The sequence below is a fragment of the Acinetobacter sp. VT 511 genome (genome assembly GCF_001077515.1).
GTDB classification, from domain to species: Bacteria; Pseudomonadota; Gammaproteobacteria; order Pseudomonadales; family Moraxellaceae; genus Acinetobacter; species Acinetobacter schindleri.
In genome coordinates this window covers 49,352-70,153 of sequence record NZ_LFRE01000052.1, presented here as the reverse complement: position 1 = coordinate 70,153, position 20,802 = coordinate 49,352, and the positions used below count along the sequence as shown (strand labels likewise).

Annotated in this window: 21 protein-coding genes; 4 read left to right on the top strand and 17 right to left on the bottom strand. The window is 42.5% G+C overall.

Annotation, left to right across the window (positions count from 1 at the left end):
* The first annotated feature begins 111 nt into the window (after positions 1–111).
* Positions 112–1,002: a glycosyltransferase family 2 protein gene (locus ACS72_RS05190; RefSeq protein WP_048881452.1), complete on the top strand. Its 891-nt coding sequence runs from the start codon at positions 112–114 to the stop codon at positions 1,000–1,002.
* A 42-nt stretch (positions 1,003–1,044) separates the two neighbouring features.
* Here the strand turns inward: ACS72_RS05190 and ACS72_RS05185 are convergent, their stop codons facing one another.
* Genes ACS72_RS05185 through ACS72_RS05170 form a run of 4 tightly spaced genes read right to left on the bottom strand, consistent with a single transcriptional unit; the run spans position 1,045 to position 4,408 of the window.
* The gene (locus ACS72_RS05185; RefSeq protein ID WP_048881451.1) at positions 1,045–1,821 is read right to left on the bottom strand and encodes a glycosyltransferase family 25 protein; all 777 of its coding nucleotides are present in this window, start codon (positions 1,819–1,821) and stop codon (positions 1,045–1,047) included.
* Positions 1,822–1,831: 10 nt separating this feature from the next.
* Positions 1,832–2,596 carry a glycosyltransferase family 25 protein gene (locus tag ACS72_RS05180; RefSeq protein WP_048881450.1) on the bottom strand — a complete coding sequence of 255 codons (765 nt, stop codon included), beginning with the start codon at positions 2,594–2,596 and terminating at the stop codon, positions 1,832–1,834.
* Between the two features lie 9 nt (positions 2,597–2,605).
* Positions 2,606–3,580 (bottom strand): stealth family protein, encoded by a 975-nt coding sequence (locus tag ACS72_RS05175; protein ID WP_048881449.1) that lies wholly within the window; start codon positions 3,578–3,580, stop codon positions 2,606–2,608.
* Positions 3,581–3,634: 54 nt separating this feature from the next.
* The gene (locus tag ACS72_RS05170; protein ID WP_048881486.1) at positions 3,635–4,408 is read right to left on the bottom strand and encodes a hypothetical protein; all 774 of its coding nucleotides are present in this window, start codon (positions 4,406–4,408) and stop codon (positions 3,635–3,637) included.
* 183 nt (positions 4,409–4,591) lie between these two features.
* Between ACS72_RS05170 and ACS72_RS05165 the strand changes: the two genes are divergently transcribed.
* Complete coding sequence (locus ACS72_RS05165) at positions 4,592–5,761, top strand: nucleotide sugar dehydrogenase (RefSeq protein WP_048881448.1); 1,170 nt, start codon at positions 4,592–4,594, stop codon at positions 5,759–5,761.
* The gene (locus tag ACS72_RS05160; RefSeq protein ID WP_048881447.1) at positions 5,758–6,780 is read left to right on the top strand and encodes an NAD-dependent epimerase; all 1,023 of its coding nucleotides are present in this window, start codon (positions 5,758–5,760) and stop codon (positions 6,778–6,780) included. Before ACS72_RS05165 ends, ACS72_RS05160 begins: the two co-directional genes overlap by 4 nt.
* Before the next feature lie 58 nt (positions 6,781–6,838).
* On the opposite strand, the gene ACS72_RS05155 is transcribed toward ACS72_RS05160, so the two are convergent.
* From ACS72_RS05155 to mazG, 12 genes are all read right to left on the bottom strand, one after another.
* Positions 6,839–7,765 (bottom strand): branched-chain amino acid transaminase, encoded by a 927-nt coding sequence (locus tag ACS72_RS05155; RefSeq protein WP_004813074.1) that lies wholly within the window; start codon positions 7,763–7,765, stop codon positions 6,839–6,841.
* A 24-nt stretch (positions 7,766–7,789) separates the two neighbouring features.
* Complete coding sequence (gene glnE / locus ACS72_RS05150; RefSeq protein ID WP_048881446.1) at positions 7,790–10,540, bottom strand: bifunctional [glutamate--ammonia ligase]-adenylyl-L-tyrosine phosphorylase/[glutamate--ammonia-ligase] adenylyltransferase; 2,751 nt, start codon at positions 10,538–10,540, stop codon at positions 7,790–7,792.
* A gap of 78 nt (positions 10,541–10,618) precedes the next feature.
* Positions 10,619–11,896 carry a sensor histidine kinase KdpD gene (locus tag ACS72_RS05145; RefSeq protein WP_048881445.1) on the bottom strand — a complete coding sequence of 426 codons (1,278 nt, stop codon included), beginning with the start codon at positions 11,894–11,896 and terminating at the stop codon, positions 10,619–10,621.
* Between the two features lie 693 nt (positions 11,897–12,589).
* Positions 12,590–13,123, bottom strand: a complete 534-nt coding sequence (gene yjgA / locus ACS72_RS05140) for a ribosome biogenesis factor YjgA (protein ID WP_048881444.1) — start codon at positions 13,121–13,123, stop codon at positions 12,590–12,592.
* 2 nt (positions 13,124–13,125) lie between these two features.
* Complete coding sequence (locus ACS72_RS05135; RefSeq protein ID WP_008303424.1) at positions 13,126–13,395, bottom strand: HPr family phosphocarrier protein; 270 nt, start codon at positions 13,393–13,395, stop codon at positions 13,126–13,128.
* Positions 13,392–14,243, bottom strand: coding sequence for an RNase adapter RapZ (rapZ, locus tag ACS72_RS05130; RefSeq protein ID WP_048881443.1), 852 nt, complete (start codon positions 14,241–14,243; stop codon positions 13,392–13,394). The genes ACS72_RS05135 and rapZ overlap by 4 nt, the downstream gene beginning before the upstream one ends.
* Positions 14,244–14,257: 14 nt before the next feature.
* A complete protein-coding gene (panC, locus tag ACS72_RS05125) occupies positions 14,258–15,109 on the bottom strand; it encodes a pantoate--beta-alanine ligase (RefSeq protein ID WP_048881442.1) in 852 nt (283 codons plus the stop codon).
* A 1-nt stretch (position 15,110) separates the two neighbouring features.
* Positions 15,111–15,920 (bottom strand): 3-methyl-2-oxobutanoate hydroxymethyltransferase, encoded by an 810-nt coding sequence (panB, locus tag ACS72_RS05120; RefSeq protein WP_004813084.1) that lies wholly within the window; start codon positions 15,918–15,920, stop codon positions 15,111–15,113.
* A 52-nt stretch (positions 15,921–15,972) separates the two neighbouring features.
* A complete protein-coding gene (gene folK / locus ACS72_RS05115) occupies positions 15,973–16,458 on the bottom strand; it encodes a 2-amino-4-hydroxy-6-hydroxymethyldihydropteridine diphosphokinase (RefSeq protein WP_048881441.1) in 486 nt (161 codons plus the stop codon).
* Positions 16,455–17,921: a polynucleotide adenylyltransferase PcnB gene (gene pcnB / locus ACS72_RS05110; RefSeq protein WP_048881440.1), complete on the bottom strand. Its 1,467-nt coding sequence runs from the start codon at positions 17,919–17,921 to the stop codon at positions 16,455–16,457. The genes folK and pcnB overlap by 4 nt, the downstream gene beginning before the upstream one ends.
* A 136-nt stretch (positions 17,922–18,057) precedes the next feature.
* Positions 18,058–18,483 carry a ComEA family DNA-binding protein gene (locus ACS72_RS05105; protein WP_048881439.1) on the bottom strand — a complete coding sequence of 142 codons (426 nt, stop codon included), beginning with the start codon at positions 18,481–18,483 and terminating at the stop codon, positions 18,058–18,060.
* The gene (gene mazG, locus ACS72_RS05100) at positions 18,440–19,255 is read right to left on the bottom strand and encodes a nucleoside triphosphate pyrophosphohydrolase (protein WP_048881438.1); all 816 of its coding nucleotides are present in this window, start codon (positions 19,253–19,255) and stop codon (positions 18,440–18,442) included. The genes ACS72_RS05105 and mazG overlap by 44 nt, the downstream gene beginning before the upstream one ends.
* Positions 19,256–19,345: 90 nt before the next feature.
* On the opposite strand from mazG, the gene ACS72_RS05095 reads away from it, so the two are divergent.
* Positions 19,346–20,119, top strand: coding sequence for an SDR family oxidoreductase (locus ACS72_RS05095; protein ID WP_048881437.1), 774 nt, complete (start codon positions 19,346–19,348; stop codon positions 20,117–20,119).
* A gap of 18 nt (positions 20,120–20,137) precedes the next feature.
* Here the strand turns inward: ACS72_RS05095 and ACS72_RS05090 are convergent, their stop codons facing one another.
* A complete protein-coding gene (locus ACS72_RS05090; RefSeq protein WP_228156237.1) occupies positions 20,138–20,785 on the bottom strand; it encodes a 4'-phosphopantetheinyl transferase superfamily protein in 648 nt (215 codons plus the stop codon).
* Positions 20,786–20,802 lie beyond the last annotated feature (17 nt).

Here is a 20,802-nt window from a genome sequence, read left to right as displayed (position 1 = left end):
TATTACCTAATTCCAATGAATTTATAGTCTAAAATTTAATAATAGATAAATAATTTTTCAGCTAACCCTTGTATACTTGATTCAGTAATTTTTTCTCACATAATTTTTCCTATGCAACTTTCAATTCTTGTTGTTAACTATAATACTGAATCTTTTATTAAAAGCTTTCTGCTTGATTTAAAAAGTCAAACTCTTTCACATAAGAATTTTGAAGTTATTTTAGTAAATAACGTTCAAAATAAACATCTTAATGAAGTTATTGAACAGAGTCATGAGCTAAACGGTTTAAATATCAGAATTATCGATTCTGAACGCAATGTAGGTTTTGGCCGCGCTATGAATCTAGGTGCTGAACATGCTCAAGGGAAAGAATTACTGATCGCCAATCCTGATCTTCGTATGATGCAAACTGATTATTTAGAACAATTACTTACCTATTCAAAACAGTCAGAAAATTATGGTCTGATTACAACTCGACAGCTTAATGACGATAATAAAGATACTTCAGAATATAAAAATTATGAATTTCATGAAAACTTGATCGATGGTCAATCGACCAACTGGTTCTGTGGAGCCCTTCTGTTAATTAAAAAATCTGTATTTGATCAAATCAACGGCTTTGATCCTGATTTTTTTATGTACTGTGAAGATGAAGATTTAAGTGTACGAATTAAAAAGACAGGACTTCCTTTAATAAAAATTAATGAATTAGCTATTTATCATAAAGGTGGTTCAAGTGAGCCTTATCATAATTACGCTTTTTACCATCGCTGGTTTAAATCAAAAATTTTATTTGCTCATAAACACTATCCTACCAACATATTTAATCAAATTTTAAATCAGATAGAAAATAAGGCAAAAGACAAGACACGACTCTATAGCATCGTGGCAATAACTGGTATTAAAAAGTATCAATCGAGAAAAGATAAATGGAAGGCTATGCTGGACTGTGTGCAAAAAACAAAAAATGAATCAATTCAATGGCTTTTTTTAAATAATTAATAATTTAAATAGAAAAAACCGCAGCAATATCTGCGGTTTTTTCTATTTAAATTCAATGGTTTTTTTATACTTTGATGTATGTATTTGGTGTTTTAGACGCTGCCACTCTCGACTAATTTTTTCACCAAATGTACGTGCCTGACTTTCAGTCTGGCGACGCTGTACACGCTGGTCTTCCAGCATGCTACCAAATTGATTTTCCTGAGCCTGCTCATATAAATAGCTTTGTATACATAAAGCCGGTTTCATTTGATACAAGCTCATATTCTGTTGATGGTATTTAGGATCAAATAAAATATGATCTAATGGTTCTGTGATCAAATTTTGCTTCAATAGTTTTATAAGGTATTGAGCAGCTTTTAAACTCAAAATATAACCGGCAGCGCCCACGTGTCGTCCTTTTAGCTTAAACAAACTACGATCTTTTCCTACAGGCATTCCCTGTGGGACATGCAGAATTTTTTTAGCAAATGCTTCAAGTTTGATAATATCCCAGTCATTTTGAATCCAGTCATCCTGACTCAGAAAATAGTCAGCATTTTTTCCCAAATATACATCATCTTCAAAAATTGCCAAATGCGGAATCTGCTCATCTACTATTTTTTGCCAGATAGATACATGACTTATAAAACAAGCTAACTCGCCAGAAGTCAGAAAATCTTCGTGCACCTGCAGTGCCATTTTTTCAGCCAGCGGTTTAGCTAAATCTGGTGTCAATGCATCAAAAAATTCAAAACCGATATTCTGTTTACCAAATTCTTTTTGAATATGTTCACGACGTGCAGTTGCTGTTTTTAGGCTAATTACAATGTTTTTCATACAGATTTACTTACTTTGAAGCCATCAAGTGTTTAAGTGCGTAATAGCGATCACGCCACATCCGCTTTTGCTTTTTCAAACCATGGGACACCCCACGATTTTCTTTTTGTTTACGTGATACCCCTTGGGAAGCGACTGTTCCTAAAATATCACTGTCTAAGCCTACAGGTCGAACCAAGGCTGGCCACACACCTAATCCCTTTCCATTTTTACTCAGCCAGGTCTGGAAGAAAATATCGACAGGCATATTTATATACTTACCAGCTTCTAAAAATGCTTGAGCACCTTGGCGTGACCAGATCAAACCTAATCCGCGAATTGGAAAATAAAAAGCATGCCACATGCTCATATCTTCAATCTGGGTAATATCTTTCGCCAGCTTTTTCTTTTTGGCTGCAATATTGATTAAGTACCAATCTAAATCTTTATGCTGGTCTAGATATTTTAATATACCATCCAGCTTTGTTTTAAAGTCTGGATTAATTTTCATATCATCTTCAAGTACAACCAGATAATCTGCATCAGTATTCAGAAACTTCTTTGCGCAACCATAATGACTCAGATAACACCCCAATTCCGAGTTCATCAGGCTACGTCCAAGAATCTGTTGCGCACCTTGATCATCATAGTTGGTAAATTCAGTTAAAGCCTTGCCGCGGCCATCGACTGCAGAGAAACGCTCAAAAGGCCAGTGCACTGCATCTAGTTGCTGAGTCGCCCGTTCAAGTCGTTCATGACTACCATCCAGATTAATCAGATAAGTAATTACTTTCATCATGAACCTCTAAGCTAAAATTGAATTTGGTAAATAACCAGCCAGTTTTTGCTGCATGGCATTACCGATTTGCTTTGCATCTGCTGGCTTCAATTGATCCAGACTCTGCATACAACCATATTTTATTGCAGGATTATCTAAAGCTGAAATAAAACTGTCGAGGCTATCTTCATTTTTTAGATAAGCCAGTTCAATATCCGGCTTCAGCTCAGCTTGCTGCTTTTGAATCTTGATATGATTCATCAGTGAAATGGGATTAAGCTGCTCTACACTGCGGAACTTGTATTTAATCTGGGTTTCCAGTAGCTGCGGATGTGCCAATAAATAATCTTTCAAAACATGACGATCAACAATATGTGGATAGTGATGGATCTCGAAAAACTTTTTAAAACCCAGGATATCAGCCCCTAACATTTGTGCAATCATGTGCTTCGGCTGAATCGGCTTGCCAAATTGACGCTGCAAAAATTGGCGATATTTTAACTTTGTTTTCAACGCAAAACTGCTTTGCCAGTGGCCATAGATCACCAAATGATTACCGTTTAGAAAATCTTCTGGCTGTGCAGTTGAATTAAAGAAAAAGTCATCATTCAAATAAATAAAGTAGTCTGATAATCCTTCAATGTTCCAGAGCATACTTTCAATGGATCGGGTATTAAAAGTGGGCAAATGCTGCTCATAACCTCTAAAAATTTCCCGATGATCCACTACACGAATTTTATCGGCAGTACACAGGCCTTGTGCAGCAAATTCATCGATAAATTCTGGGCGCTGGTTATCGGTCACTACAAAAATATTGCGGCAAAAAGGTACATATTTCAGGATTGAAGCAATGTTGTAGTAGATTTCATTATTACTGGCGAAGCGGGTATCACTGACTGCATCGGATGCATCTTCACCAGTCAGATATTTATGCCGTTTCTTTTTTAATTCCAGATCATTGCCATCCACCCAGGCAATTACAATATCAATTTGCTGCTGCATTTACTTCATCACTTTAAAATAGGTACCGGATTGCTTAATTACTACACTTAATAATTATTGCCACGCATCCTTGATCCATTGCGATGGCAGAACATAACGGTACCATTTACCCCCGCCGCCGTTAATTGCGTCAGGTGGATTGATTTCACCATGGAAAATAATAATTTTGACACCTTCCGGCTTCACAGGCGGCTTGAAATAAGCCATTGGAATTTTTTGCAGACAGTGATATTTATAGCTCTTGCACCAGGAATCCGGCCAGTAACTCAGTTTCTTTTCCTGATCAATATACCAGGATAAATAAGCCTGCTCATTACGAAACTTCTGACGGATTTCATCAAAATGTTCACGGAAATATGGCATCAAACCAGGAAAAGCTCCTAGCTTGAAACGATAAACCGAGCTATTTCCAGTAATACGCCATGGACGTTTCCAGTCATGAATAATCAGGAAATCACCTGGATAGGTAAAGAAACTATCGATATTATCGACAATCACAACATCTAAATCGAGGAAAAGTGCATTTCCTTTTAAACCATATAAATCAGGTTCAAAGGTCGATAACTTATTCCAGCCACGTTCAGGACTACCTGCTGGCAAGGCCAATGGCGGAATAGGAAAACATTCAACAGCAGGATCAATACCCTCGGTACGGTCTGTCAGACACACCATTTTAAAGTCAACCGTAGTATGACGCTTGACCATGTTGTATAAACGATTGACGTACTCTGCCCCATATTTGGTGCCCCACTTCATGCATAGCACAATATTCTGTTCAGACTGTGTATGAGCCTGACCTGACAGTGAGTCGTTTACGTTTTCCTGCATGTATTCATCTTCCACCAGCATTCTGCGCCATATCATACCATCTCTAAAGCAAAGTTACTCCCCCGCTTTTCAACACCTTCATAATACTCAAAATACTTTATGGTATGATATGAAACCGCCTTGAGAACCCCAATATTGGCTTGGGCTCTGGCTCCCTTATTAAAAATACATAATCAGGTTGATATGAAAATAGCAGTTGCAGGCACCGGTTACGTCGGCCTTTCCAATGCCATGATCTTCTCACAACATCATGAAGTCGTGGCATTAGATATTATTGACAATAAAGTTGAAATGTTAAATCAGAAGATTTCTCCGATTCAGGATCCTGACATTTCAACTTTTTTAAGTGAAAAGCCACTAAACTTCCGTGCAACAACTGACAAATATGAAGCTTATCAGAATGCTGATTTTGTCATTATTGCGACACCGACGGATTATGATACCAAAACCAATTATTTTAATACCCAAAGCGTCGAAAGCGTTATTCGTGATGTGACCGAGATTAACCCTCAAGCAGTCATGATTATTAAATCTACGGTTCCGGTAGGCTTCACCAAAACGGTTAAAGAGAAATTTCATACAGACAATATTATTTTCTCTCCAGAATTCTTGCGTGAGGGTAAAGCCTTACATGACAACCTTTATCCATCACGTATTATTGTTGGAGAGAAGTCAGCACGTGCTCAACAATTCGCAGATATGCTGATTGAAGGTGCAATCAAAAAAGACAGTCCTGTTCTGTTCACTGACTCAACCGAAGCAGAAGCAATCAAGTTATTTGCCAATACCTATCTGGCTATGCGCGTAGCTTTCTTCAATGAACTGGATACCTATGCACAAACGTTTGGTTTAGATACTCAGCAAATTATTGAAGGTGTCTGTCTGGACCAACGAATTGGCAATCACTATAACAACCCTTCCTTTGGTTATGGGGGCTACTGCCTGCCAAAAGATACCAAGCAGCTATTGGCGAACTATAGTCAGGTACCTAGCAATCTGATTCAAGCTATTGTGGATTCTAACCGTACCCGTAAAGACTTTATTGCCGATTCTATTTTGGCAAGGAATCCGTCGGTGGTCGGGATTTATCGACTGGTTATGAAAAGTGGCTCAGATAATTTCCGTGCCTCTGCCATTCAGGGAGTAATGAAACGCCTTAAAGCCAAGGGGGTTGAAGTCATTGTTTATGAACCGGCATTAAAAGAAACCGAGTTCTTTAAATCTGAAGTGATTACTGATTTAGAAGCCTTTAAACAGCGGGCAGATGTGATTATCACCAATCGTCAATCCAAAGAGCTGAGTGACGTTGAAGATAAAGTGTATACCCGTGATATTTTTGGAGGCGATGAATGAAGATTCTGGTAACAGGTGCAGCAGGTTTTATTGGATTCCATGTTTCCAAAAAGCTTTTAGAACGTGGTGATGATGTGGTCGGTTTTGACAACATGAATGACTACTACTATCCAGCTTTAAAACAGGCACGTGTAGATCTGCTAACTCAAACCGCGGAACAGCAGTCGGGGCAGTTCGACTTTTATCATGCCAACCTTGCAGATAAAGCCGCAGTTGACAAGTGTTTTCAGGAACATCAATTTGATCGCGTGATTCATCTTGCTGCACAGGCAGGCGTACGTTATTCGCTTGAAAATCCGATGAGTTATGTGGAAAGCAATATTGTCGGTTTTACCAATATCATTGAAGCCTGCCGCTATGCCAAAACACCACATCTGACCTATGCCAGTACTAGTAGCGTGTATGGTGCCAACACCACCATGCCTTTTAGCGAAAAACATGGTGTCGACCATCCAATTCAGTTCTATGCAGCAACAAAGCGTGCTAATGAATTGATGGCACATAGCTATAGTCACCTCTTCAAACTGCCAACCACAGGCTTGCGCTTTTTTACTGTCTATGGTCCTTGGGGTCGTCCGGATATGGCTCTCTTTAAGTTCACCAAGAACATTATTGAAGGCAAATCTATTCCGGTTTTTAACCACGGCAACCATACCCGTGATTTCACCTTTGTTGCAGATATTGCTGAAGGCGTGATCCGTTCCAGTGACCAGATTGCTGCACCAAATCCAGACTGGGATAGCAACAATCCTGATCCATCCACCAGCAATGCCCCGTTCCGGATCTTTAACATCGGCAATAATTCGCCAGTCAAACTGATTGAATATATCCATGCCATTGAAAAAGCAGTCGGCAAAGAAGCCATTCTGGACCTACTGCCACTACAACCCGGTGATGTACCAGATACTTTCGCGGATAGCTCAGCACTAGAACAAAGTGTAGGTTACAAACCTTCCGTTTCTGTTGAAGATGGCGTAAAACAGTTTGTTGACTGGTATCGGGATTTCTATCAGGTTTAATAGATTCTTCTAGCCATAAAAAAAGGACTCATTTGAGTCCTTTTTTTATCTGTTGAACTTATTTTACGTAAGTTAACCAGTGCGCATATTTAGGATCTTTACCCTGAACCGCATTGAAGAATGCAGTCTGGATTTGCTCAGTGATCGGACCACGTTTGCCTTCACCGATTTGACGGTCATCGTATTCACGGATAGGCGTTACTTCAGCAGCAGTACCGGTGAAGAATGCTTCATCAGCAATATAGAATTCATCACGGGTAATACGGCGTTCAACCACTTCATAACCAAGATCTTTGGCAATGGTAATAATGGTTTGACGGGTAATACCATCAAGCGCACCACCTGCGATATCAGGTGTATGAATCACGCCATCACGTACCAGGAATACGTTTTCGCCTGAACCTTGACATACATAACCTTGTGGATCTAGAAGCATTGCTTCGTCATAACCAGAATGTGCTACTTCTTGATGTGCAAGGATAGATAAGGTGTAGTTACCTGATGCTTTGGCTTTACACATAGTCACGTTAGGATGATGGTGGGTAAATGAAGAAGTTTTTACGCGAATACCCTTCGCCATTGCTTCATCACCCAGGTAAGCGCCCCAGCTCCACGCAGCAACCACTGCATGAATGGTATTGTCAGTTGCGGCAATACCTAGTTTTTCAGAACCAATAAAGATAATTGGACGTAAATAGCAAGACGCTAATTTGTTTTCACGAACGACATCAATTTGAGCTTGTTCTAACGCTGCCTGATCAAATGGAACTTTCATTTGATAGATTTTTGCAGAGTTTAATAAACGTTTGGTGTGTTCTTTCAGACGGAAAATAGCCGTTCCATTCGGGGTTTCATAAGCACGGACACCTTCAAACACCCCCATGCTGTAGTGCAAGGTATGTGTTAATACGTGAGTTTTTGCCTCACGCCAATCTACCAGTTGTCCGTCTTGCCAAATGAAACCATCACGATCAGCCAAATTCATGCCACAAACTCCAATTTTTCACAATTATTCACTATCCAGTGCAAATACTGCACTTGGATCAATCAGTCTTTGCCATAACTTGCAAACGGTCTTTCGGGTATCGTGCCAGTCGCTTGCAGACACTTGCATGGATTGATTTGCAAGGGCTAAGCGGTGGCTCTCGGCGCGTTCACGGAGATAAGCTTGAATCAGAGCAGTCGCATCGTCGCTGGATAAGCAACCTGATTTTGCGGCATCCTCAAGGATTCGTACATTGTCGGAGTAATGGGCGAGATCTTTATTCGTCCCACTCCAAGCTAACACCGCATACTGTGCCATAAATTCGATATCAACGATACCACCTGCATCTTGTTTTAAATGAAAAATCCCATCTTTTTTTTGCTCTTTTGAAGAACCCAGATGATCTTTCATTTTCTGACGCATTTTTAATACTTCTTCACGCACATGACCGATATCCCGTTTTTGGGTCAAAATATCACAGCGCAATATCTCGAATTTTTTACGTAAACTCATTTCCCCTGCGATTGGACGGGCACGTACCAAGGCTTGATGTTCCCAGAGCCAGGCGCTCTTAAACTGATACTGTTCAAAAGCTTTCAGACTGGTAACCAATAAACCTGCTTCCCCTGAAGGACGTAAGCGGGTATCAACTTCATAAACCCGCCCATCCAAGGTTTGTGTAGTCATCAGCGACATCAGCTTTTGCGCCACACGCATGGCAAATTCGAAGCCACTAATTGGTTTCAGTCCGTCAGTATCTGCCTGCTCATTCATAAAGTGAATGAATACCAAATCCAGGTCCGAACCATAACCGAGTTCAATCCCGCCCACTTTGCCATAGCCAATCACAGCAAAAGCAGTATGATCGACTGAACAACGTTGCCCTTCGGCATCGAGTGGGAAACCATGCTTTTTGGCCACAATTTGATAAGCCAAATGCAAGGCAGCATTTACAGACACCTCAGCAATATCAGTCAAAGCATCTGATACTTTCATTAAAGGACTTTCTGCCAACACATCACTGGCAGCAACAGCCAGCACATTGGATTTTTTAAACAGACGCAATACCCGCATCTGGTCTTCCACCTGATCAAGTTCAATACGCAGCAACTGCTGACGTAGAGAATCTTCAAGATCTTGACGTTTCGGCAGTTCAAAATCCATAGACAGGAATTCATCCAGTAACACTGGATAATGGGTTAATTCCTCACAAATCCATGGGCTGACAGTTGCCATCTTGACCAGACGTTGAAGTGCACCTTTGCTTTCAATCAGCATGACCAAGTACACAGTGCGGCGCATGACTGATTCAACCAATGGCATCAGACGTACTAAAGCCGTCTGCGGCTGATCTGATTGCAAAATTGCTTCAATCAGATAAGGCCAAAACGTTTTTAAACGCTGTAAGGCTTTGGCCGGTAGTTTTTTCAGAGTATTACTGTTCCAGAACTCATGCACCAGATTTCGGGCACTTACATCTAGTACTGCATTTAACTGCTGTTCCAGTTGGGTAAAACTTGAGAGTTGAGTTTCTGGACCATTCTCTTTAATCAGATGTTCAAACTGGTAAATCACTTTGGCGCGCTTCTGATCCAACACATCCATAAATGCTGCCCAGTCAGTAAAGCCCAAAGTATCAGCAATACGCTGGCGAGGGTCATCTTCGGTTGGTAATGACTGAGTTTGCTGGTCATTCAGCGCCTGAATCGCATGTTCAACCCGGCGCAGGAATAAATAAGCATCCTCAAGATCTTCTACTGCTTGTTCATCCAGCAATTCAGCGGTAACCAAGTGCTTGAGACTGACCAGACATTGGCGATCCTGTAATTCCAGCTTGGCGCCACCATAAATCAGCTGATATACCTGAACAATGAATTCAACTTCACGAATTCCGCCAGCACCAAGCTTGATATCATCTTCAATATTGCGGCGCTGCACTTCGCGCTGGATCATTGCTTTCATTTCACGCATAGCTGCGAAAGCACTGTAGTCCACATAGCGACGGAAGACGAATGGACGTGTCATCTCCAGTAACTCATCACCCTCAGACGTTGGATTAACAATCCGCGCTTTGATCCAGGCATAACGTTCCCATTCACGACCATGCTGGCTGAGATATTTTTCCAGCGCGATATGGCTAATTGCTAATGGTGAACCATCCCCCCAAGGACGCAGGCGCATATCGACACGGAAGACAAAACCATCTGAGGTAATATGATCTAACAGGTAGATCAGCTTTTGTCCCCACAGAATGCAAAACTGCTGCACATCAATACATTTTCGCCCATCGGTTTCCCCTTGCTCGTCAAAAGCAAAAATCAGATCAATATCGCTAGAAAGATTGAGTTCCTGAGCACCGAGCTTACCCATAGCAATTACAATTAAGTCTTGCACCTTTCCATTGTAGCCAATCGGCTGGCCATACTTTGCAACCAAGGGAATACGGGCAAAATCTTTGGCGGCACAAATGGCGGCATCGGCAAAATCAGAAAGTTCACGAGTGAGAGTAATGACATTAGTAAGTTGATTGGCATCCTGCCAGATCCAGCGAAACATCAGGCGAGCACGCAGAGTACGTAACGTACTCATCCATTGCTCTTCATCACTAATATTGGTAAGGGCATCTGTGACAGATTGCTTGATTTGTTCAGTACTCAAAGCATGCTGAAAATGGTCAACTGCATAGTCCTGCTGCAGCAAGGCAGCGTGTCTGGACAATACCTGCTCGGCATATTGGCTTGCCCTTAAAGTTTTCTGCAATTGTACGTCATTCATTTCCAGTCCTTGTCACCTGCAAGATTTTTTCTAGTTATAACAGGTGACTGGCAGCCCTGTGAATGCCTTGGACGGAAATTAATTTTTTTCTTTTAATGCACCTGCCGGTTCAGCAAGTGCCAGTGCCTGATGTTCATTGGTGGCTTTTGGCAACAATACACTAAAGGTCGTACCCTGACCTTCTTTAGAGTCGACATAAATTTGACCATGATTCAGATCGACAAATCGCTTACACAATACCAGACCAAGACCCGCGCCTTTTTCATTATCTGTGCCTTTCACACTTACTGTCAGATTTGGCTTAAACAGATTTTGCATCTGTTCTTCAGTCATGCCCAGACCGGCATCCTGCACGCTGATTCTGACCAGCTCGTCTTCAGCTTCAGCAGTCAAAATGACCTGACCCTGCTGATCGGTTGGGGTGAATTTCAGTGCATTGGAGACCAGGTTTTGCAGCACTGAAGTAATCATGTTGATATCCGCATTGACTTTCACTCCTTCAGGAATGCGGTCAATCAGGTCGATTTTTTTATTCAATGCTAAGCTTTTGAGTACATCGCAAACAATTTTGCTGGACTGTTTTAGCTCAAAATTGATCGGATGGTAAACGAAACGTCCACCCTCAGCCATTGCCCAAGTCAGCAGGCTTTCCAGCAAGTTATAGGTTGACTTGGCATTTTCACAGAGATAATCGGCAATATTCTGAACACTTGAATCATCCAGTGTATGACGTTCTTCAGCCAATACTTCCGAGAATCCAAGTAAGCCATGAAAGGGTGCACGCAGGTCATGGGCAATGATCTGGAAGAATTTCGTCTTACTGAAGTTCATGGCGCATTGCTGCTCGTACATTTCCTTCAGTTCATTATAGTCTTCATGCAAGCGAATCCGTCCGACCAGCCCATCGGCAAACTCCTGCACCAGACGAATATCTTCTTGATCAAAACCCTCTTCTTCCTGATCAAAAAATACCACATGACCAATTGAATGGGTATCACTGGCTTTCAGATTAAAGGAGATCAGGCGCTTATGCTCTACGCCAAGACTACGAATATATTCTGACATTTCTGTATAGGCAGGATGCGTACGATCCAGACAGTCATCATTTTTAAGATAATTGAGCAAATTTAATTCGTGCGGGGTTTCGAACCCCCAAAATTCTGAAGCAGTGGAATACCAGATATAAGGTTCTTTATGAAAACTCAGTAAACATTTTTCAGTCTTGAGTAGCCGACGTGCGACTCGAGCAAATGTATTAATTAGGTTATTGGAAGTATTTACGCCCAAAATAAGAGACAGGCGGCATGAGCTTAGCTGTTCAGTATTTTGACCTATCTCCAGAAGGTTAAGCTTCATCTCTGCCTCTCATGGTTATGTTTATTTATTCAACCAATTTTATACAATCAATAACAAAGAATCTAAACAGTCTCAACAACATTTCCTAACATCTAGATTAATTGATTTCATTACATTTAACTACGTATACGTTCATTTTTTCTTTAAAAAATGTAAAACAAATTTGACATTAACCGTTATTTGTAAACCTATAAACAAACCTGATAATGTCACTGAAATGTCTATTTTTTCACCACCACTTGTAACATGCACCTAAACTAAATACTAGTGCCAAGCCTATAAATAATTAATTTAATTTAAAATAATAGCACTAAAATAAATTCTTTAAATTAATATTGTTAAGAATTTCTTCACCAACCAATCGTTACGAGTAAATATCCTATTTTTTTGCTTCATAATGCTCAAATGATTAATCTTCTAAATAACTATGTAATTTAGTTAATTCTTTGATATGTCTAATTTTTGTTAATCACGCACAATAAAACTGGCATAAAGTACCAATCTTTTTGTTAATGACTGAGATTTCCTTACTGTTAATTGTAAGCAGCCACTACAATTCTTATAAATTGTTTCTTTAAAAGTTATGCTTAAGCTCATAATTCCAGATCATGAATCTTATATAATTTTCCGTCTGGTAAAATACGGATATAAAAAAAGCGACCTTTTAGGATCGCCTTCTCTATCGACACGAAATCAATTATCTGAAATCAAGGCTACTTGCTGTACATAGTTGAACAGTTTCAGCTTTGATGCTGCAACCTCTTCTTCAGGTGCCTGATTTTTTAGATCACGATGTACACGCAAATAATGCTGACGTAAGGTATGACGTTCTGTTGCATTATAGGTTTTGGTAAATTCGTTAATCGCCGGATCACCATCTTTGACAATACGGTCAACCCAACGCTGTAATTGTGCTGTCTTTTTCAAACCCTGTTTAGGGGTCAGGTAGGACAGAATCACGGTTTCATTTTCGTTACGTAGTAATTTGCCAATACGGGAGAATTGGCGACGACGTGCTTCATGTGAACTAATTTGCTGAACATCCAGCAAAGCTTCAATCAAACGCTCTTCAACAGGAAGGTTCTTGATTTGTTTCGCACTCAGTTCTGCCAACTGTGCGCCTAAAGCAGCCATACGCTGGACTGCTTTTTTCTGTTCGGTTTTACTTGCGCGTCCCTCTAAAGATTCGAAATCTTCTTCAGTTAAACTGCTCGGTCGACGTGCCACGATTAATCTGCCTCATAAAATTTTGCCGCAAACAGTGCCTGAATTTCAGATAAAGCTTTTTCTTCATCTGCTCCTTCAAGTACCAAGCGTAATGTTGTGCCTTTGCCCGCTCCTAGCATGAGCAAGGACATGATATTTTTTGCATCGACGAGCTTGTCACCCTTTCCAATCTGAATATTGGAACGAAATTTCGTGGTGACTTCAATGAGCTTACCCGATGCCCGCGCATGTAAACCCAATTTGTTAATTACGTCAACCGTCGTATCAATCATGACCAGTGCTTCATTTCTCGGTGGAGGACTTGAACAGACCATTTTGCCTCAAGCGCTTTTTTTAGTCTATCCACAATATAAACAGAACGATGCTGACCACCGGTACAACCCACAGAAACTGTGATGTAGTGACGGTGCCCTTCAGCAAAAGCCGGTAGCCATTTTTCCAAAAAGTGGTAAATGTCCTGGAACATGTCTTCTACCTGCTCACTCTTTTCCAGGAAAGTCTGTACAGGCTGATCCAGTCCGGAAAATTTACGTAGTTCCAGATCCCAGTGCGGGTTAGGCAGATGACGTACATCAAAGACATAATCGGCATCCAATGGAATACCATGCTTATAACCAAAGGACTGTAAAATCAAAATCAGGTTATCGGTCTGACCGAGCTTATGCAGTAAGGTATGCTTCAGGTCATGCACACTTTTGTCAGAAGTATCGATATGCACCGTCGAGCGCAACTGGATCGGAAGCAAAAGTAATTTTTCTTCCTGAATGCATTCATTCAGACTTTTAAAACGTGCAGCCAGCGGATGCGGACGGCGTGAAGCACTAAAACGTGCAATCAGCTCCTGATCCTGCGTAGTCAGATAAATAATATCGACTGTGCCATGCTGTTGCAGCTGTTCAAACACATGATCGAATTCTTGCAGATCCGCCCGGGTGCTACGAACATCCACTCCTAATGCCAACTGTTCCAGGTTATTTTCCTGATCCAGTTTCGCGACAATTTCAGGAAGCAGTGCCAGCGGCAGGTTATCGATACAGTAATAACCTAGGTCTTCCAGCACCTGCAAGGCAGATGACTTACCTGAACCAGATTGGCCTGTCACAATTAAGATGCGCTTCATGCACTGCTACCCTATTAATGACGTGCAGAATATTTTACCTGCAGATTGTCGATCAAACGTGTTTTACCTAATTTCGCCGCAATGAATAACACAAGATCCTGATTAAATTCATCAATCTTTTGCAATTCTGGCGTACGTGCCTCAATATAATCTACCACAAAACCAGCCTCAGTGAGGGTCTGGCGAATACCAGTCAACACAGTATCTAACACTACACCTTCATGCAGCTGCTGTTCCGCTACTTTTAAGCTGCGGTAGATCACTGGTGCAGTCTGGCGTTCCTGCTCGGTCAGATAACCGTTCCGTGAACTCAGTGCCAAACCATCTTCAGCGCGCGCTATCTGCACCCCAATCACTTCCAGTGGAATATTCAGGTCTTGCACAAACTGGCGAATCACTGCCAGCTGCTGATAATCTTTTTCACCAAAGAAAGCATAGTTTGGCTGAACCATGTTAAACAATTTTGTCACGACAACTGCTACGCCATCGAAATGACCCGGACGCTGTAAACCACACAGGTCATTAGTGATATCCGAAACACTGATATTGGTCAGACGCGGCTTGTTGCCATACATCTGTTCCACACTTGGAGCAAAGACGATGTCACAGCCTACTTCAGCCAATAACTGCTGATCCTGCTCCAAGGTACGTGGATAATTATCAAAATCTTCGTTTGGCCCAAACTGAATCGGATTCACGAAGATGCTGACCACGACTACATCACATAACTTGCGGGCTTCACGTACCAGATTTAAGTGACCTTGATGCAGATTCCCCATGGTGGGTACGAAGCCAATAATTTTACGTGCTGAACGAGCCGGATTTAATGAGGCCGCCAAACCCTGGATGGTAGTTTCTGTTTTCATGTTATAACTCAACCTGGAATGTATGTTCAGGTGCAGGGAATGAGCTGTCGAGCACGGCAGCATGATAGGCCTTGAATGCATCCAGGATTGCATTGGCACCTGATTGTTCTTTCATAAAGTTACGTACAAATTTAGCCGTATGACCAAAGTTCAGGCCCAGCATGTCTTGCACTACAAGCACCTGACCATCCGTATCTACACCCGCACCAATACCAATCACTGGAATCTCCGGGAATAACTCAGCCACTTCTTTGCCAAGTTGTGCAGGCACACATTCAAGCAATAACAAGGCAGCACCGGCTTCAACCACAGCCTTACAGTCAGCAAGCAGCTGATCTGCCGCTGCGCGGTTACGTGCCTGTAATTTATAACCACCAAATACATTCACTGATTGTGGTGTCAAACCTAGGTGTACACAAACTGGAATACCGTTACGCGTCATGACCTGTACGGTTTCAGCCAGCCATGCTCCACCTTCCAGCTTGACCATCTGAGCACCCGCCTGCATCACGGTACGGGCACTTTGCAAGGCATCATTCAATGTTGCATAACTCATAAATGGCAGATCAGTCAGGATAAAGGCATGCTGATTTGCACGGCGCACTGCAGCGGTGTGATATGCCATATCGGCTACAGTCACTGGCAAAGTAGAATCATGCCCCTGAATGGTCATACCCAGGGAATCCCCGATCAGAATCGTATCTACTTCGGCAATTTCCATGGCTTTGGCCATGCTGGCATCGTAGCAGGTCAGGCAGGAGAATTTACGGCCGTCCGCCTTGAATCGTCTTAAGTCGCTCAGACTGATCATGAAGGTGTTCCTCTCTTATTGAAGTTCTCGCGAACATACCAATAAATAAAAATTAAATATTTGCCCAATTCGTGCGATCAAGGACCGTCAAGGTCGATTGTTTTACGATGTCTAGGTCTTTTAATGATTGTCCATTCAGCTGTAATTCAGTATCAATATCCAACAACGGCAATAATACAAAATCACGTTCCATTATACCGACATGCGGCACAGTCAAACGCTCATTCTGAATACGTTCATCACCGTAAATAAGCAGGTCCAAATCCAGGGTACGTTCACCCCAGTGGCGTAAACGTACCCGACCCGCTTCCTGTTCCAATGCCTGTAGACGATCCAGTAAATCGAGTGGTGCCAGATCGGTAATCAACTGCACCACAGCATTATGATAATTTGGCTGATCCTGTGGACCCATCGGTGGACTGTAATACAAATGGGATATTTTCACTGTTCCCAAGCTTGCCAGTTTCTGTACCGCCTCAGCCATAATCTGGCGCGAATCACCAAGATTACTGCCTAAGCCAATATAAGTAATGGTCATTGTGTCGGTCCAAAAACAACTTGGCTTAAATCACGCTGTACACGCTTACGTTTCATAATTGGATGATCCGGACCAATCTCACCGCTTGCACTCGCTGCTGCATGAGAAACTGGTTTCTCTGCTGCTGGCTTAGGTTTGCGGGTACGACGGTTACGTGGTTCCGGCTCATTGACTAATGGCTCAATCTCAGTGGTTTCCTGAACAGCCAGACGCTGTTCCAGATGCTCTTCCTGAGTCGCTTTACGACGGCTCTTGGCACGCTGACGGTTATACTGTGCAATGGCACGTTCTTTTTCGTCACCGCCCATTTGCTGATAAGCATCCCACCAGCTCCCCATGCCCTGTGCCGTTTCATCACCTGATTTTTCGCGGAGTAACAGGAAGTCAAAGCCGGCACGAAAACGCGCATGACCAGACAGCGCTTCAATCTGCTGCGGTTTTGGATTCAACAGCCGGGTCTGCATTTCCCAGACTTCACGGATAAAGGTTTCCGCAAAACGTGGAATGATGGTACGGGTTGCTTGACGCTTCAAAACATCCAGGCCTGCTTGAGCACGTGCTTCAGCTGGAATAATGCCTTTACTCAAGTAGAAATCACAACGCTCCAGGAATGGCTTCCATAACAATACAGCATAGAAGAATGCAGGATTAATCGTCTTGCCAATCGAAATACGCTGATCGGTATTGGTCGCAGCACGTTCAATAAACGGCGTGATTTCAGGTTTGATCTCTGCAAACAGCTGACGCCAGATCCCGAAATCAATCAGCATTGGCAAGACGCGGTTGAGATGCCCCATGGTGAACAGCTTCTGTGACTCATCATAAAGACGATGCGGAGATACATCACGAAGCAGCTGGGTCATTTCTGGCGTAAAGATATCCAGAATCGCTTCATCAATATTGAAATTTAATTTTGCTGCAAAACGCAACGTACGCAGCATACGGACTGGATCTTCTTCGAAGCGGAGCGTTGGATCACCCAGCAGGCGCAGTGTTTTATGTTTAATATCATCTACTGCATTGCAGAAATCCAGCACAATACCTTTACGTGGCTGGTAATACATTGCATTAATCGAGAAATCACGGCGAGCAAAGTCCTGCTCGATAGTTCCCCAGTTATTGTCACGCAGAATCATGCCCTGCGCTGAAGTGACGGCCTTTTTCGGCGGTGCCCGGAAAGTCGCGACTTCTACCAGTTCGCGACCAGAATAGACATGAACCAGCTCAAAACGACGCCCGATAATACGACAACGTCGCCCGAATACTTCTTTGACCTGAGCGGGAGTTGCGTTAGTGACAGCATCGAAATCCTTGGGATTCAAGCCCAGCATCAGATCTCGTACACCACCACCAACAATATAAGCTTCATAGCCGGCCTTATTTAAGGCATCAATCACATCGAGGATATAAGAAGGTAATTGAGCGGTTGATAAACCACATTTTGACGCGCGCAAAGTTTGCAAAAGACGCTGTCTCCTACGTCTGAACGTAAAATTCTAAGATGACGCTAATCATATCGCTTACACGGCTAAAGGGCAATTTGATTATGTCAATCCTGTATCCAGCAATGATAGAGGATTCACTTTAAATTTAGATGATTTACAGCGCCAGTCGAGCCTGATTTTTAGCAAATAGTGCGGGACCAATCCCCTTGACCAGCTGAATATCTTCAACACGTTTAAACTTGCCATGCGTATTGCGATATTCAATAATTGCTTCTGCTTTCTTCTGACCAATGCCATGCAGCTGCTGCAACTGCTCGACCGTAGCGGAATTCAGCCGGATCCTGTCTGCACTGGAAACAGCTGTAAGCTCCGGCTTCGCCAGATAGTGATTGCTATGATTTTGGGATGGCCGATTCTGCTGTTGTTTCAGCCGTGCATCATATTGTTGCTGTTTAGCCTTCCAGTCAGCATAACTTCCATTTTGAGCAGCAGCTGCAAACGAACTGCACAGTACAGATAAAATTGTAAGGATGATACTAATCAGTTCTCTGCTGATTGACCGAATTTTTATGATTTTCATGCGTGGCCCGTTGTTTTAATTCTTGTTTCGCCTGTTCCCACAACTGATCCAGTTCAGTCAGTGACAGGTCTTCTATATTCAGATTCTGTTGTACTGCCTGATGTTCCATCAAGGCAAATCGCGTACGGAATTTATGGATGGTACCTAATAGTGCCATCTCACTCGAAATGCCAAGTTTACGACCAACATTAACCAGAGAGAATAAGCAATCACCAAATTCTTCCAGAATTTCGTCGGATTTCTGTCCTACCATTGCCTCTTTAAATTCACCTAACTCTTCTTCAAGCTTACCGAATGCACCATCCACATTAGGAAAATCAAAACCAATTTGTGCTACATTTTTCTGGATTTCATCTGCCTGTACGAGTGCCGGTGCATGTTTCACATCATCCAGACGGGAACGGGGCTTACCCTGTTTTTCTTGTGTCTTAATCTTTTTCCACAATACAGCCACATCTTCAGGGCTGAGTTTGGAAAACTGTTCAGCCTGAAATACATGCGGATGACGGCGGATTAATTTATCGCTAATCGCCTGCACTACATCCTGGAAATTAAAAGCACCTTGCTCACTGTACATCTGCGACTGGAAAACCACTTGTAATAACAGGTCACCAAGCTCATCACGTACATCTTCAGTCTTACCGGAACGAACAGCCGCTTCAACTTCATACGCCTCTTCAATCGCATAACGCGTTAATGATTCAGGCGTCTGCTGTTGATCCCACGGACATTTTTCACGTAGTTCTCGCATGATGCTCAGTAATTGTTCCACCTTAAAACCTCTTTATTTTATCGGACAAGAAAATATCTTTTGCTCAATGTTTGCTATGCTCTAAAAACAGTCAACATGGAGGTGAGCTCAATGCACAGTATCTTTATTAGCGGTGCAGCACAAGGAATCGGTGCTGCTGTTGCCAGCCTATTTTGCCGCGAGGATTACAAGGTCGGTATTTATGATCTGAATATTAGCCTTGCCGAACAATTGGCTGAACAGTTAGGCCCGAATGCACACGCTAGCTATCTGGATGTTGCCAGTTATGCATCCTGGCAAACCGCCTTACAGGATTTTGAAGCCTGGGCAGGCAAGATCAATATTCTGGTGAATAATGCCGGCATTCTCTATTCAGGAAATTTTGAAAAGACCCCTATTGAAGCACACCACCGTACGGTCGATATTAATATCAAGGGTGTGATCAATGGCTGTCATGCGGCCTTTCCCTTTCTGGAGCGTGCTGCTTTTGCCCGGGTCATTAACCTTTCCTCTGCTTCCGCGATCTATGGTCAGGCTGATCTTGCTTCCTATGCGACCAGTAAATTTGCCGTACGAGGCCTGACAGAAAGCCTGGATATTGAATGGCACAAGCATGGCATTCGGGTCATGGATGTAATGCCACTTTTTGTGCGCACTGCAATGGTTCAGGATATGCAGGCAGAAAGCATTAAGAAAATGGGCGTACATTTGAGTGCAGAAGATGTCGCTCAGGATATTTTAAAACTGGTACAGCGCAAGGGCAATTTACTGGTTCCTACCCATCAGCCAGTCGGCTTTAAAAGCCAGTTTTTATACCATCTGTCACGTTTCAGTCCGCAGTTTGTCAATCGCATAAGTAATCTGCTAATCGCCCGGAAATCCTGATTTTTAATATACTTGCACTTAGAGTGGAGGATGCTGGTAAATCTGAATCCGAGGAAAAGTAAAACCACGGCAGGACTGCTCAGCCTGCCATGCCACGCTGAGCACACAATCACCAAGTACATAGTTGTGAAATGCAAAGACACCAAGCTGCACATGCTGACACAGGCCACCCTGCTGCTGTGGATGTACTTTAGTATTGAGCTCACTCAGGTTCATACGAATACCCATACCATGTGCTTTTAATACTGCTTCTTTGGTGGTCCAGACCTTAAACCAGTATTCAGGATCACAGTCTAGCTGTTGCCAGCTCGCGTATTCTTCAGGGTGAAAGGCATGCTGTGCCAATGCATCAAAACGAACTTTACGACTCAGCTCTTCAATATCCACACCGATGTGTTGCATGCGTTGGCTCATTGCCATGGCATAAAAGTTCTGGCTATGCGTGTAATTAAAAGCGTAGTCTGGAAATTCTTGAAGATAAGGCTTCCCAAAATCGGTTCGGGTAATATTCTCATCCTGTATTTCAAGATCAAAATACTGGGATAGACAGTGATTGCGTAACTGTGCGACTTCAATTTTACGTGCAGCAATTTGAGCCCTTCGATCCATGCCTAAGTTACTCAGCGGCGCCAGCGGATATACATCAATTTGAATTTGTCTGGCCACAACTGCCCTTCACCTAT